Here is a 13,273-nt window from a genome sequence, read left to right as displayed (position 1 = left end):
TCACCCTTCGTTATTCAGAGGCCAGCGCCAGGATCTTTTCCTGGTCCGCGTCGTCTTTGTCCAAAATGCCGGTGATGCGGCCGCCGTGCATCACCATCACCCGATCGCTCATGCCGAGGATCTCCGGCAGCTCCGAAGACACCAGAATGATGGCGACGCCGCGGTTGGCCAGCTCGCTGATCAGGCGGTAGATTTCCGCTTTGGCTCCCACGTCGATGCCGCGCGTCGGTTCGTCGAGTATCAGGATTTTCGGCTGCGCCAGCAGCCAACGCGCGATCAGCACCTTCTGCTGGTTGCCGCCGCTGAGGTTATTGATGATCTGATCCATGGTCGGCGTTTTGATGTTGAGCTTCTTGATCTGCGCCATGCAGTCTTTGGCCATCTGCACATGGCTGACGAAGCCGTTCTTGCCGATGTATTCCGACAGGTTGACGATGCTCATGTTTTCGACCACCGACAGCACCAGAAACAGGCCGGACTTCTTGCGATCTTCGGTGAGAAACGCCAGCCCGCTCTCGATCGCCTTCGCCGGGGAATCCACCTTCACCGCCTGGCCTTCGATAAAGATCTCGCCGCCGTCCGCCGGGTGCATGCCGAACAGGCTTTCCATCACTTCGCTGCGTCCGGCGCCCACCAGCCCGGCGACGCCGAGGATCTCGCCGCGTTTGACGCTGAACGAGACGTCGTGGAACCAGCCGCTGCGGCGCAACCCGGCCACCCGCAGTACTTCCTCGCCGATGTTGTTGTTGAATTTGGGGAACATCTGCGTCAGCTCGCGCCCCACCATCATGGTGATCAGCGACTGTTTGGTCAGATTTTCGGTTTTGTCGCAGGCGATGAAGGTGCCGTCGCGGAAAATGCTCACTTCGTCGGTGATGGCGAAGATTTCGTCCATCTTGTGGCTGATGTAAATGATGCCCTTGCCCTGCTCGCGCAGCTCGCGAATGATGGCGAACAGGTGCACCACTTCACCTTCGGTCAGCGCCGAGGTCGGCTCATCCATGATCAGCACGTCGGCGTTGTAGGACACGGCCTTGGCGATCTCCACCATCTGCTGGCTGGCGATGCTCAGTTCGCCCACCAGCGTTTCCGGCCGCAGTTTGATGTTCAGCCGCGCCAGCAGCTCGCGGGTTTGTTCATTCAGCTCTTCGTGGTTGACGAACCCCAGCCGCGCCGGCTCACGCCCCAGCCAGATGTTTTCCGCCACCGTCATGTAGGGCACCAGGTTCAGCTCCTGGTGAATCATGGAAATGCCCGAATGCAGCGCCTGCAGCGTGTCGCTGAAGGTCACCGGCCGGCCTTTGATTTTGATCGAGCCCTCATCCGGGTGATAGATGCCGATCAGGCATTTCATCAGCGTCGACTTGCCCGCGCCGTTTTCGCCCATCAGCGCATGCACGCTGCCGGGTTTGATTTTAATCGAGACCTTATCCAGCGCTTTGACGCCGGGGAACTGCTTGCTGATGCCTTCGGCCTCAAGAACATAAGGGTACATACCGCTTACCTCCGCACTGACCCACGTTTTCTGCCGCGGGCGCTCAGGTGGAGCGCCCGCGGCAGGCTTCAAGGCTTATTTTTTGTTTTTATCGGCGAATTGCTGGTAATTGGCCTGGGTGATCAACTGATAAGGGATCAGCACGTTGCTCTCCACCTTCTCGCCTTTCACCAACTGAACGGCGGTTTGCACCGCGCCTTCGCCCTGGCCTTTGGCGTCCTGGAACACGCTCAGCGCCAGATCGCCTTTTCTGATGAATTCCAGCGCATCGGGCGTGCCATCCACGCCGGCCACCCGCACGCCGGACTTTTTAGCCTGCTTGAGCGCCAGGATGGCGCCGATGGCCATTTCATCGTTGTTGGAGGCGATGGCGTCGATCTGCTGGCCGGTCAGCACCCAGTCAGTGGTGATATCCACCGCATCTTTACGCGTCCACTTGGCGGTTTGCTTATCGACAATCTTGATGCCGGGATAGTTGGCCGCCACCTCTTCCACGCCGCGGGTGCGGTCGCGGGTCGATTCATTCGACAATTCCCCCATCAGGATCATCACGTTGCCCTTGCCGTTCATCAGCTTGGCTAACGCTTCCATCTGCAGTTTGCCGGCCAGCTTGGAATCGGAGCCGACGTAGGCCATGCCGGCCGGGAGCGTCACTTCCGGCTTGCGGTTGACGAACACCAGCGGGATCTTGGCGTTCTCGGCCAATTTGATCATCGGCTTGACGCCCTGGGTATCCACCGGGTTGAGGATGATGGCGTCGACGCCCTGGCTGACGAAGTTTTCGATTTGTTGAATTTGCTGCGCGATGTCGCCCTTGGCGTCTTCGAACTGGCCGCTGACGTTGCCGTCGGCTTTCATTTTGTTTTGCATCGACTGGCGCAGAATGGTGAGGAAGTTGTCATCGAAGTAAGCCATGGAAACGCCGATCTTGATGTCTTTCGCCAACACGCTGGCCGGCAGCATGCACATCAGTACGGAGGCGGCGATCAGTTTCTTCAGCTTCATGTTCGTTACCCTTTAATCGTTAGAATGAAGTGGTCTGTTGATTGACAGCTAATGAAAGATATTTTTTACATTCAAACAACATTACGGTCGGTGTTATCCCTTTGATACGGCGAAATTACCGCGTTATCCCCGTATTAAGGCCGTGAACAAAATGGTGATCGATATCTCAAAACAGATTAAAAACAATCAATTGAAATAAACCCCTGGCAGAGCAAGCCGCGTCTTCGCCGCTTTTTTAAATGTTTATTTCATAATTTAGATTATTGAAACTTTTTAACCCAAACAAGCGAAACATGCGTTTTGGAATGGCTTATTAACAAAAACATGACACGGATCTAACAAATGCAGTGAAAGCCATCGGGTAACGCGCCCCGCGCGTGCGCCACGCCGGGCGTCGGCAAAAACTGCGAGCGGGCGCGCAGTTTGCGGTTTCCGCGTTTCCCGACCATCCTTACTCGGCAATAATGGACATATCCCTATCTCAGGAGGACCTGACATGCAGCTCAGCAGTAAGGTGCGGATGAACCGCCTGTTCAATAACGGCAAGTGCCTGGATGTGGCGATCGATCACGGCATCGCCAACGAACCAGATTTCTTAATCGGTCTGGAAGATATCGAACGGGTGATGGGCAACCTGATCGCCGCGCGCCCCGACGCCATTCAGGTCAACTACGGCCAGGCGGAGCTGCTGCAGCGCGCGCCGCAGCGCGAAAAGCCGGCGCTGGTGATGCGCACCGACGTCGGCAACGCCTATAACGCAGCACGCCACCGTGAGATGTGGGCGGTGTTGCACAACCCGGAAGCGCCGATCCTCGCCGCGCTGCAAATGGACGCCGCCGCGGTGGTGGTCAATCTGTATATGATCCCGGATGAACCCGGCATTTTCCGCCAGTGCGTAGAGAACATCGGCCGCCTGCGCCACGCCTGCGATCGCTACGCCATGCCGCTGATGATCGAACCGCTGGTGATGGCCCCGGCCGGCCAGGGCGCCGCCTACGGGTCGCTCGGCGACGTGGAAAAGATCGTGCCGCTGGTGCGGCTGGCTCGCGAACTGGGTGCCGACATCATCAAGGCCGACCCGACCGAACGGGTGGAAGATTTCCACCGCGTGGTGGAAGCGGCGCGCTGCCCGACGCTGGTGCGCGGCGGCGGCAAGGGGGAGCTGGGCCCGGTGCTGGAGAAATCTGCGGCGCTGATGGCCCAGGGCGCGTCCGGCATGGTCTATGGCCGCAACGTGTATCAACACAGCAATCCGTCGCAGGTGGTGCGCGCCCTGATGGCGATCATCCATCAAGGCGCCAGCGGCCAACAGGCGCTGGAGATCTACCACCAGCAGTGACCCGCTTTTGTAACTAAAATAACCCCTTCGCGACCCGGCAGCATGCTATAACCTGCTGCCGGTAACTGCAGCTTGCCTCATTCCTCGCTAGAATACGCCGTGATATCGCCATTCGGAGAACCGCCATGCCAAAACAACGGGTGCCGCTCAAGCTGAGCACCTCCATCACGCTGATGGTGTCCGCCATCATCGCTTCGGTGCTGCTGGTGGTGTTCGCGCTGTTTTTCGTGCAGATGAGCCGCGAAGGGCAAGAGCAGCTGCAGCAAAAAGCCATCGCTATCGCCAACACGCTGGCGCTCTCGAGCACCGTGATAGACGGCCTGCAGCGACGCGATCAAAGCGGCGCCGTGCAGCGCTTCGCCGAGCAGGTGCGCCACCAAAACGAGCTGCTGTTCGTGGTGGTGGTGGATATGCAGGGCATCCGCTATTCGCATCCCAAACCCTGGCTGATCGGCAAACATTTTATCGGCGAAGATCTGGCGCCGGCGCTGCAGGGCAACGTCAACAGCGCCATCAACCGCGGCACGCTGGCCCCGGCGCTGCGGGTGTTCGTACCGGTGTATGACGAGCAGCGGCGGCAAATCGGCGTGGTGGCGCTCGGCATCGCGCTGGACACCGTGCAGCGGGTGGTGGCGGAAAGCCGCTGGATCATCTATTGGACCATCGCCTTCGCCGCGCTGGTCGGCAGCTTGGGCACTTTTTTCCTGGTCTCCGCGCTCAAACGCATCATGCTGGGTTTCGAGCCTTACGAAATCTCCACCCTGTTCGAGCAGCGCAACGCCATGCTGCAGTCGATTAAAGAAGGCGTGATCGCGGTCGATAATGATTCCCGCATCACCATCGTCAACGACGAGGCCAAGCGCCTGCTGCGCCAGAGCGGCCCGGTGGAAAACCTGCTGCTGGACGCCGCCAGCAAGCATTGGCCGGCGCAGCTGCATCTGGCGGAAGTGCTGGCCAGCGGCAAGCCGCTGCGCGATCGACAGATCAGCTTCAACGGCAGCGAACTGCTGACCAATACCGTGCCGGTGATCGTCAACGGCCAGGTGACCGGCGCCATCGCCACCTTCCGCGACAAGACCGAGGTCAGCCGGCTGCTGCAGCGCCTGAGCGGCATGGCGCACTACGCCGATGCCCTACGGGTGCAGTCGCACGAATTTATGAACAAGCTGCACGTGATACTCGGCATGCTGCACATGAAGGCTTATCAGCAGTTGGAAAACTACATCATCAATACCGCCAGCAACTACCAGGAAGAGATCGGTGCGCTGCTGCGCAAGATCCACTCGCCGGAAGTGGCGGGCTTCTTCATCGGCAAGATCAGCCGCGCCCACGAAGCCGGCATCGAACTGACCATCGAGGAAACCAGCCTGCTGCCGGAAACCGACGACGCGGAAACCACGCACGTGCTGATCAGCGTGCTCGGCAACCTGATCGAAAACGCCATCGACGCCATCGACGGCGTTGAGGGCCACGAGATCGGCCTGAGCTTCCATCACCACGACGATCAATTACACTGTATCGTCAGCGACGACGGCCCCGGCATCGATCCGGCGATCGCCGCGCACATCTTTGAACACGGATTTTCCACCAAGGGAACGGGACGCGGCATCGGCCTGGCGCTGATCCGCAGCCATCTGGAGAAACTGGGCGGCGGCATCGATGTCGAGTCCGAACCGGGCGAGCTGACCCAATTTTTCGTGCACCTTCCCTATCAGGCCAAGAGCGGAACCCATGATTAACGTACTGATTGTCGACGACGACCCGATGGTGGCGGAGCTGAACAAATACTACCTGAGCCAGATCGGCGGTTTTCACTGCCAGGCGACGGTCGCCACCCTGGGCCAGGCGCGCGCCCTGCTGGCCGACGCCAGCGTCAGCATCGATCTGGTGCTGCTGGATATCTACATGCAGCAGGAGAACGGGCTGGACCTGCTGCCCGGCCTGCGCGAGCTCGGCGAGAAGACCGATGTGATCATTATCTCTTCCGCCAGCGATGTGAACACGGTGCAAAAGGCGCTGCACTACGGCGTGGTGGATTACCTGATCAAGCCATTCCAGTTCAGCCGCTTCAAGGAGGCGCTCAGCCACTATCGGCAACAGTCGCAGCTGCTGGCGCAGCGCGAGTTCTCGCAGGCCGACGTCGACAGCCTGCTGCGCCGTCAGCCCGGCGGCCAGGAGAGCAAAAAGCTGCCGAAGGGCCTGACCAGCATCACCCTGAGCACGGTCTGCGAGTGGATAGAACAGCAGCACGACAGCGAATTCTCCACCGACAACCTGGCCAACGCCATCGGCATTTCGCGGGTGTCCTGCCGCAAGTACCTCATCTACCTGGCGGAAAGCGGCATTCTCGGCACCCGCATTCTGTACGGCGCGACGGGCCGCCCGGTCTATCTGTATCAACTGAAGCCGGACGCGATCGCCATGCTGAAAGAGCATTGCCGCCCGGCATAAACGACGCCGGGCGCAGAAAGCGCCCGGACGTTGAAAGTTAGAAGTTGTACATGTAACACCTCGCCTCGCGGTGAGGATCTTTCGAGTGTATCCGCAGGCAGCGCCGCTTTTTCTGCTGCTGCTCCAGGTGACGCTGCTGCCGCTTGGCGGCTTCTGCGGCCTCGCGCTGCTGCTCACGCGCGATCGCTTGCTCATTGGCCTGCGTCAGGCTGTCGACATTCCACACCTTGTGGCGCAGCGCGCTGCGTTTTTTCTGGTACTCCTCGGGGACTTTATTATCCTTCGGCGGCGCCGCGTGGTATTCCAAATCCACCCGCGCCTGCGCAAAGTAGGCGCAACACAGGGCCACGCCGGCCAACACTAGCCTCTTCATCGATAAACTCCTGACAAATCCCTGTTCTCATCTTTAGCAATTCAGCGGCCGGCCATTCAGCCAGGCGCGGCAATAAACGCCGACAAACGGCCGATGCGGCCCCGTCAGAGACGTCCGCCGCAGACGCAGCGACAGGCAGCGGACGATATCGGCACCCTGCTCACAGGCCGATCGGGCGCTCTGATGCCCCTGCCCGGAAGGTCTCGCCGCTTCCTGCGTTTGCAACCGGATTTCCAACGCTTCCCGCTCCGCACGCAGCAGCGCCAGCTGCATGCGCTCTGCCTGAATCTGTTCAGCCAACCAAATATGCTGCAACAAGCCATCCAGCCGCGCCGGACACCCCGCCGCAGAGGGACTTTCCGTCGAGGCGCCGGGCGAGGAATGGCGATCGATGAACGCCTGGCTGCAAAATGAGGCCAGCAGCGCCAGCGCCGCAGCGATTAACGAAGGTAGTTTCAATACACAAGCTCCATGAATAAGCCGACTGGGGCGCGCCGCGAAAAACGACGCAGAGAACCGTTCAACAGCCGTTGAGTGAAGACACCTGAGGCTCCGCGGGATCGGGCGCATGTTGCCCTCCCGTCGCCGGCGCTTTCGCGTTTTCGGCATCGCATTCCGCCAGACGCGCCAGGGTTTCGGCCTCATTCTCCGTGGGCGGGGTCGGCTCAGCCATCTCTTGTCGCAGGCCATGCGCCAGCTCTTTCAATTTCTTCTGAAACAGCACGGGAGAAATTCCCTCGCATTGCCGATCGTAACGGGCCGCATTTGCTTGCAGACTCAACAACGACATTATCAACATGGCGACAATACGCTTTGCCATTGAAAACTCCTGTAAGGATGTCTGGGTATGTTGATATATATTCAACAAGCAGAGATTCATCGTTTAAAGATAAATAACGCATCGGAAAAACAGAGTAGCGAATTAATAATAAACCGTTCCACAATATCTTTGAGATAACGTCTGCCGCCCCGCCGAATAAAGAGCGGCGGTTAGCGCCCCCCTATTTTCGACCAGTCCAGCGTACCGCCGATACCGACCCGGCCTTCATTCAGCACGGCAGCGGCGGATTCGCCGGCGATAATGCGCTGTTTCTGTTCTCGCGTTGCGGGCTGCGGTGTTCCCCAATTCCCCCAGTGCGTGGAGGAGGATGAGGATGAAACAGTGGGGTGAATGGCACTGCATCCGTTTAATACAAGACACAATGCCAGAAGAGAATTACGCCATGTCATACTATTTCCCTTAAAATAACGCTATTGGTAGTGACGGTAAATGAAAAACGAGTTTATTTAGTTTAATAACTTTCGCCGCATGCAATCGCCTGCGACAAAAAGAATACGCAAGTGTTAATCACCCGTTATTTTAATTAACCTGAATCAAACAAATATCGTTCAATAAGACAACGCTAATCGCAGAAATGGGCCAGCAGGCTCAGCGCACTTCCGAGTGCGCTGGGATCTTACTCTTCGCCGTCCGGCTGCCAGGCCAGCAGATCGCCAGGCTGGCAGTCGAGAATGCGGCAGATCTTGTCCAGCGTTTCCAGCCTGACTCCCTTGACCTTGCCGTTTTTCAACAGAGACAGGTTTTGCTCGGTGATCCCCACCTGCTCCGCCAGCTCCTTTGAACGCATCTTCCTTTTGGCCAACATGACATCAAGACTTACGATTATTGCCACTCTATTCTCACACGAAAGAAAGCTGTTCTTCATTCAGCCGCAACGCTTCCAGAAATACCCGGCTAAATACCAGGATTGCGCAGCCTACGATCAGCGAGCGCACCGACTCGCTATTGACGCCATAATAAAGGATAAACAGCATTTTTTCATCGGCGGTCAATACCATTACCTGCAGCAGACCGGCTAACGACGGGAACAACACATCGACGATCAGCAAGATGCCAATGATCTGCAACAGCACCATATTGTTGCGATGCCACACGTTGCCGCGGAAGAATTGATAAAACAGCCCGGCGCCGCACAGCAGCGCGCTGTAATAGGGCAAATAACCAAGCATGTCGATAACCAGCGTGGCGAACAGCGCCCAGCGTTGCTGCGGGATCGCGTAGGCGAGCAGCTCCGGGTAATATTCCCGGTAAGAGGCGACGATATCGCGATAGGCTACGCCCTGCAGCCAGTCCCGCACGATGATGAACATCTCAACGCCGGTGCTGACGATCAGCATCGCCATAATGAGCAAACACAGACAACGCACATACAGCGGCAGATGGATCCTTGGCGCAGCGCCCATAATTTTCTATCCCTTAATCAACAGCAATAAATTATCGTAAAACGATAATTTATTGCTGTCAATGATCAAGTGGACTGATGAGTCAGGCAGTGGTCGCCAACGCGCGCACAATAAAAAAGGCCGGGCTAACCCGACCTTGTTTGACCGCTCGACGCGCTTAGACCAGTTCGATCACGTCGAAGTTGGCTTCGCCGCTCAGATCGGCATCGTAATCAACGCCCTGCAGACCGAAGCCGAACAGGCGCAGGAATTCCGCCTTGTAGCCCTGGTAATCCGTCAGTTCGTTGATGTTGCTGTCGTTCAGCTGCTTCCAGATTTCACGGCAGGTTTCCTGCACTTCGTCACGCAGTTCCCAGTCATCCAGGCGCAGACGGTGTTTCTCGTCGGTATCCGGCGCCGCACCGCTGTACAGCTTGGTGGCGAACAGACGCTGGATCTGCTCGATGCAGCCTTCGTGAATGCCCTGCTCCTTCATGATCTTGAACACGATGGAGATATACAGCGGCATCACCGGAATGGCGGAAGAAGCCTGTGTCACCACCGACTTGAGCACCGCAACGTAAGCCGCGCCGCCTTTGGCCTGCAGCTTCTGGTTGATGGCGTGCGCCGCGCGATCCAGATCTTCTTTCGCCTTGCCCAGCGTACCGTGCCAATAGATTGGCCAGGTCAGATCGGTACCGATGTAGGAGTAAGCGACAGACTGCGCGTTATCCGCCAACACGCCCGCTTCGTCCAGCGCGTCCATCCACAGCTGCCAGTCCTGGCCGCCCATCACCTTCACGGTGTCGGCGATTTCTTGCTCGTTGGCCGGCTCGACCACGGCCTCAACCAGCACGTCTTTGTTGGTGTCCAGCGCGACGGATTTGTACGGCTCGCCGATCGGCTTCAGTGCGGAACGCACCACTTCGCCCGTTTCCGGCATCTTACGCACCGGCGAAGCCAGCGAGTAAACCACCAGGTCAACCTGACCCAGGTCTTTCTTGATCAGATCGATAACGGTCTGACGGCACTCGTTGGAAAATGCGTCGCCGTTGATGCTTTTCGCGTACAGGCCTTCTTCTTTAGCTGCCTTGTCGAAACCGGCGGAGTTGTACCAACCGGCGGAACCGGTTTTGCCTTCGCTGCCAGGCTTCTCGAAAAATACGCCGATGGTGGCCGCACCGCTGCCGAAAGCGGCATTGATGCGCGAGGCCAGACCGTAACCGGTGGATGCACCAATGACCAGCACCTTTTTAGGCCCGTTTTTCAGTTCGCCGCGCGACTTAACGTAAGCGATTTGCTCACGGACGTTGGCTTCACAGCCTGCCGGGTGAGCGGTGGTGCAGATAAAACCACGAATTTTAGGTTTGATAATCATAGTAATTTTTTCTTGGTAGCTAAAAACCGAAGGACAATATACCTGATTTTCTCGATATACTTAAGAAAGTGCGAAAACAAGCGCAGTGAACAGACCAGTTTAGTCGAGGGATCAGGGTTGCCCAACTCCGCATCGTGATGCCTCCACGCGCCACGCTTCGCACCCTCAGCGCGTTCAAGCCTTCCCTCTTAAAATCAGCAAAAGTTGATCATGCTTCTGGCGTTGCGTTATGGTGTGGCTGTTTTTCGGTCGAAATCCAGGGAGGAACAAAGAAAAATGGATAATCCACTGTTACTAAAGGAACGTTTAAATACCTACTCGCAAACGATGGCTCGTCAACAAGGACGTATGCTTTTAGAACTCTCAGAGCGCGTTAATAAATAGGGACTTTTTAAAAGATCGGACAGTCGGTAATGCCTTCAGACATGAGATGCACTGCTTTGTGAATGATAAATTGCAAAAATGCCAACAAGTAGGTGAAGCGGCGAATGTTGCAATGAGAGAAATGAAGCAAGAATATCAATCGCTTTCTGAGCAAGAGCGCTTATTGCGAACTGACGCCGTGACGCCTTATGCCGTAATGAGAAAGAAAGTCAATCATGACGCCGTAGTGACCTACGTGTTAGCCGGCGTTGGCTTCCTCTCGGGAATAGCACAAATTTTACTCGGCGTGGGCTTGGATTGGACTGGCGTCGGTGCCATTCCAGGAACGTTACTTTTAATCAATGGCATCAATAATGTCTACGAAAACGGTTATACGCTATTATTTGGCAAGAATACTATTGGTCCAGGCCGAATGATGTACCGCTCTGCGGCTTCAACGCTAGGCTATTCTCATTCCGCAGCAGACATGGCGTTAGGTGGCGTAGACTTACTGTTATCAGGCTATGGTTTACTAAAACTGTCGCTGAAACCCGAAGCCTGGCGATTATTTCGTTACATCAATACAGACTATATTCGCGGTTGGAGGAACATGGGAAGAGCCAGCTTGATGCTTGAAGGTGGCGCAGATGTCTCAACCCTTAATTCCATTTATAAAAGCAGCCAGGAACAGTGATGGAACCGACTTTATATTATATTTTTTCTACTCTCGCTGCCGCGGCCTGTCTGGCCGTGAAATACGTCTTCAGACCGTCTCTGGGTTCCAAGGGTTATGTCGTTCTGGTTACGATATGCTTTTTAATCCTTTGCTGGCAATTTACCCTTTTTGCCAACGGCAACACGATGTTTATTGCTGACTCTGAAACATGGGCCAAAGAAAATTGGCCTCTACGCTACTGTGCGCTGGGGTTTGCTCTTGCACATGCCTTCGCCACTTTCGAATCCTCCAAAAGAAAGAAAAAAGACAAACTTTCCTGAAAACGTCACCACCAAATGAAACGCCATTTGGTGGTGACAAGGTAGATCCATTACGCTTTGTTCTTTTCCAACTGCTCGATCAGCGTGTAACGCAGCGATGAGGCGTCGGCCGGTACGTTCTCCACCGGGGTGACGCGCACTTTCAGCCGATACTGATAGCCTGGTTCGAAGGTGAAACCCTCGATGCCGGTATAGAACAACTCCCACGGCTGCTGCGCGGAGCGGCGCACCTGCATGCACTTCATCGGGCCGACGCCCACGCAGTCCACCAGCGCGCTGTTGACCAACAACACTTCCGTTTGGCCGCCTTTCTCGTTTGCGGGCTGATTCATCGAGGTTCCCTCCTGGCTGCAGCCGGCCAGCGCGGCCAACGCAACAAATAACAACGCTTTAATTTTCAATGTACTGCACCAATAGTCATCCAGGGGCGCCATGCTAACAAATTAACCGGCTCAAGAGAACGGATAGCGATACGGATCCACACGCCCAAAATATCATTCCTCGGTGCTCTATCAGTCTGGAAAATATCGCAAAATAAACCCCCTGTTCTTATCCGAACCGGTAATTACCCCCGCTATTTTTTCTGTTAAAAACAGCTGGCTTGCGCAAGCTTTACTGAATTTAACTGAATCGATAAAGAGGGAATTTTATGCAAGAGATCGATGCCAAACACTTTCACCTGATCGCCGGCGCCGGTAACTTTGCCGACAACCGCGGCAGCAATGGCCGCGTCAACAACAACGGCGGCAACAAGAACGGGGGCGGGTCATCCAATCAGGGATTCTACGGCAAGCACACCTCGCCGGATTGCGTTAACGGCGTGATCACCGGTTCTCTGGGCGGCCTTGGCGGCCTGGCGGTGGGCGCGCTCAACGGCGGCTGCTTCAAGGAAGGCAGCAAAGGCGGCGGCAACGTCGGTATGGGGAAAGGCGGCAACAAAAACAGCGGCAGCAACTGCAATAGCAATAAAGGCGGCAATACCTGTTCGCGCTAAGCGGTTTTAATTAATCAAAGCCCCGGCTGAACCTCTCCGTTCGGTCGGTGCTTTCCGTATTTTTGGTGATAACCATGTTTAAACTGTTTCGTACCTTATGCCTGCTGCTCGGCTTCTGGATCGCCACCCTGCTGCTCAGCGGCGCGGGGGTCTCCTTTACCCACGGCTACGCCGCGCCTAAAAATCTGTCGCATTTCGTCGTCTCGCTGGTGGTGGTCGGCGCCATCCTGCTGTGGATCCATAAATTGCTGCGGTTCTTTTTTGCCGAAAAATTTGAGAAGAAACCGCGCTAAGCCGTGTTCTTATTGGGAGCGCCGCCCGCAACGATAAAACCGGCATCGCGAATCGCCGCCTTAACCTGCCTGGCGTCCATCACGGCCGTTTTCACATAGCCAAAAAAGGCCACCCGTGCGCTGGGCAAACGGATTGGCGTCGCCAGTTGGGCCATAAGATCACGATTGCGCTGCGCCATCAGCTCGGCGCGCGACTGCCAAAACGCGGTGGCATCGGCGCGTGTTTCAGTGGCGGTGTCGAACCGAGAGGCCAACTCGCTGAGCGCCTCCCACTCCGCCAACAGGGCGGCGATCACTTCAGGATTAGCCACCTGCTCCCAGTCAGAGGGTAAGGCCCCTCACGCCACGCCTCGAGATAGCCGG

At 56.6% G+C, this 13,273-nt stretch carries 17 protein-coding genes; 7 read left to right on the top strand and 10 right to left on the bottom strand.

What is annotated here, in order from left to right:
- Positions 1 to 10: 10 nt before the first annotated feature.
- The gene (locus SERRSCBI_RS09385; RefSeq protein WP_042784232.1) at positions 11 to 1,495 is read right to left on the bottom strand and encodes a sugar ABC transporter ATP-binding protein; all 1,485 of its coding nucleotides are present in this window, start codon (positions 1,493 to 1,495) and stop codon (positions 11 to 13) included.
- Between the two features lie 75 nt (positions 1,496 to 1,570).
- Positions 1,571 to 2,500, bottom strand: coding sequence for a sugar ABC transporter substrate-binding protein (locus SERRSCBI_RS09380; protein ID WP_033652022.1), 930 nt, complete (start codon positions 2,498 to 2,500; stop codon positions 1,571 to 1,573).
- A 496-nt stretch (positions 2,501 to 2,996) separates the two neighbouring features.
- Between SERRSCBI_RS09380 and SERRSCBI_RS09375 the strand changes: the two genes are divergently transcribed.
- The 3 genes from SERRSCBI_RS09375 to dcuR all read left to right on the top strand — a co-directional run bounded on the left by SERRSCBI_RS09375 (position 2,997) and on the right by dcuR (position 6,290).
- Positions 2,997 to 3,839, top strand: a complete 843-nt coding sequence (locus tag SERRSCBI_RS09375; RefSeq protein WP_033642729.1) for a class I fructose-bisphosphate aldolase — start codon at positions 2,997 to 2,999, stop codon at positions 3,837 to 3,839.
- 125 nt (positions 3,840 to 3,964) lie between these two features.
- On the top strand, positions 3,965 to 5,578 hold the full coding sequence (locus SERRSCBI_RS09370) for a sensor histidine kinase (protein WP_042784231.1): 1,614 nt from the start codon (positions 3,965 to 3,967) through the stop codon (positions 5,576 to 5,578).
- A complete protein-coding gene (dcuR, locus tag SERRSCBI_RS09365; protein WP_033642727.1) occupies positions 5,571 to 6,290 on the top strand; it encodes a two-component system response regulator DcuR in 720 nt (239 codons plus the stop codon). Before SERRSCBI_RS09370 ends, dcuR begins: the two co-directional genes overlap by 8 nt.
- A gap of 37 nt (positions 6,291 to 6,327) precedes the next feature.
- Here the strand turns inward: dcuR and SERRSCBI_RS09360 are convergent, their stop codons facing one another.
- The 6 genes from SERRSCBI_RS09360 to fabV all read right to left on the bottom strand — a co-directional run bounded on the left by SERRSCBI_RS09360 (position 6,328) and on the right by fabV (position 10,264).
- Positions 6,328 to 6,663 carry a hypothetical protein gene (locus SERRSCBI_RS09360; protein WP_042784230.1) on the bottom strand — a complete coding sequence of 112 codons (336 nt, stop codon included), beginning with the start codon at positions 6,661 to 6,663 and terminating at the stop codon, positions 6,328 to 6,330.
- Between the two features lie 33 nt (positions 6,664 to 6,696).
- Complete coding sequence (locus tag SERRSCBI_RS09355) at positions 6,697 to 7,122, bottom strand: hypothetical protein (protein WP_049866673.1); 426 nt, start codon at positions 7,120 to 7,122, stop codon at positions 6,697 to 6,699.
- Positions 7,123 to 7,183: 61 nt separating this feature from the next.
- Complete coding sequence (locus SERRSCBI_RS09350) at positions 7,184 to 7,483, bottom strand: hypothetical protein (RefSeq protein ID WP_033642724.1); 300 nt, start codon at positions 7,481 to 7,483, stop codon at positions 7,184 to 7,186.
- A 637-nt stretch (positions 7,484 to 8,120) separates the two neighbouring features.
- On the bottom strand, positions 8,121 to 8,336 hold the full coding sequence (locus SERRSCBI_RS09345) for a helix-turn-helix transcriptional regulator (protein WP_025302459.1): 216 nt from the start codon (positions 8,334 to 8,336) through the stop codon (positions 8,121 to 8,123).
- Positions 8,337 to 8,343: 7 nt separating this feature from the next.
- Positions 8,344 to 8,907 (bottom strand): DUF2975 domain-containing protein, encoded by a 564-nt coding sequence (locus tag SERRSCBI_RS09340; RefSeq protein ID WP_033642723.1) that lies wholly within the window; start codon positions 8,905 to 8,907, stop codon positions 8,344 to 8,346.
- A gap of 157 nt (positions 8,908 to 9,064) precedes the next feature.
- Entirely contained in the window at positions 9,065 to 10,264 is a 1,200-nt protein-coding gene (fabV, locus tag SERRSCBI_RS09335) for an enoyl-ACP reductase FabV (protein ID WP_033642722.1), read from the bottom strand.
- A 442-nt stretch (positions 10,265 to 10,706) separates the two neighbouring features.
- Here fabV and SERRSCBI_RS09330 point away from each other — a divergent pair, with 442 nt between their 5' ends.
- Positions 10,707 to 11,321, top strand: coding sequence for a DUF4225 domain-containing protein (locus SERRSCBI_RS09330; RefSeq protein ID WP_197781847.1), 615 nt, complete (start codon positions 10,707 to 10,709; stop codon positions 11,319 to 11,321).
- Positions 11,321 to 11,623, top strand: a complete 303-nt coding sequence (locus tag SERRSCBI_RS09325) for a hypothetical protein (RefSeq protein WP_042784229.1) — start codon at positions 11,321 to 11,323, stop codon at positions 11,621 to 11,623. Before SERRSCBI_RS09330 ends, SERRSCBI_RS09325 begins: the two co-directional genes overlap by 1 nt.
- 50 nt (positions 11,624 to 11,673) lie before the next feature.
- On the opposite strand, the gene SERRSCBI_RS09320 is transcribed toward SERRSCBI_RS09325, so the two are convergent.
- On the bottom strand, positions 11,674 to 12,024 hold the full coding sequence (locus SERRSCBI_RS09320; protein ID WP_004940949.1) for a DUF4377 domain-containing protein: 351 nt from the start codon (positions 12,022 to 12,024) through the stop codon (positions 11,674 to 11,676).
- Positions 12,025 to 12,272: 248 nt separating this feature from the next.
- On the opposite strand from SERRSCBI_RS09320, the gene SERRSCBI_RS09315 reads away from it, so the two are divergent.
- Together SERRSCBI_RS09315 and SERRSCBI_RS09310 are read left to right on the top strand one after the other, a co-directional pair.
- The gene (locus tag SERRSCBI_RS09315) at positions 12,273 to 12,617 is read left to right on the top strand and encodes a hypothetical protein (RefSeq protein WP_033642719.1); all 345 of its coding nucleotides are present in this window, start codon (positions 12,273 to 12,275) and stop codon (positions 12,615 to 12,617) included.
- 74 nt (positions 12,618 to 12,691) lie between these two features.
- Positions 12,692 to 12,910 (top strand): hypothetical protein, encoded by a 219-nt coding sequence (locus SERRSCBI_RS09310; RefSeq protein ID WP_033640661.1) that lies wholly within the window; start codon positions 12,692 to 12,694, stop codon positions 12,908 to 12,910.
- On the opposite strand, the gene SERRSCBI_RS09305 is transcribed toward SERRSCBI_RS09310, so the two are convergent.
- Complete coding sequence (locus SERRSCBI_RS09305) at positions 12,907 to 13,221, bottom strand: hypothetical protein (RefSeq protein WP_232230759.1); 315 nt, start codon at positions 13,219 to 13,221, stop codon at positions 12,907 to 12,909. The genes SERRSCBI_RS09310 and SERRSCBI_RS09305 overlap by 4 nt on opposite strands.
- Positions 13,222 to 13,273: the final 52 nt, after the last annotated feature.

The organism is Serratia sp. SCBI (assembly GCF_000747565.1).
GTDB lineage: Bacteria > Pseudomonadota > Gammaproteobacteria > Enterobacterales > Enterobacteriaceae > Serratia > Serratia ureilytica.
Note: the sequence above shows the minus strand (reverse complement) of the source record. Positions and strands in the feature narration are given on the sequence as shown.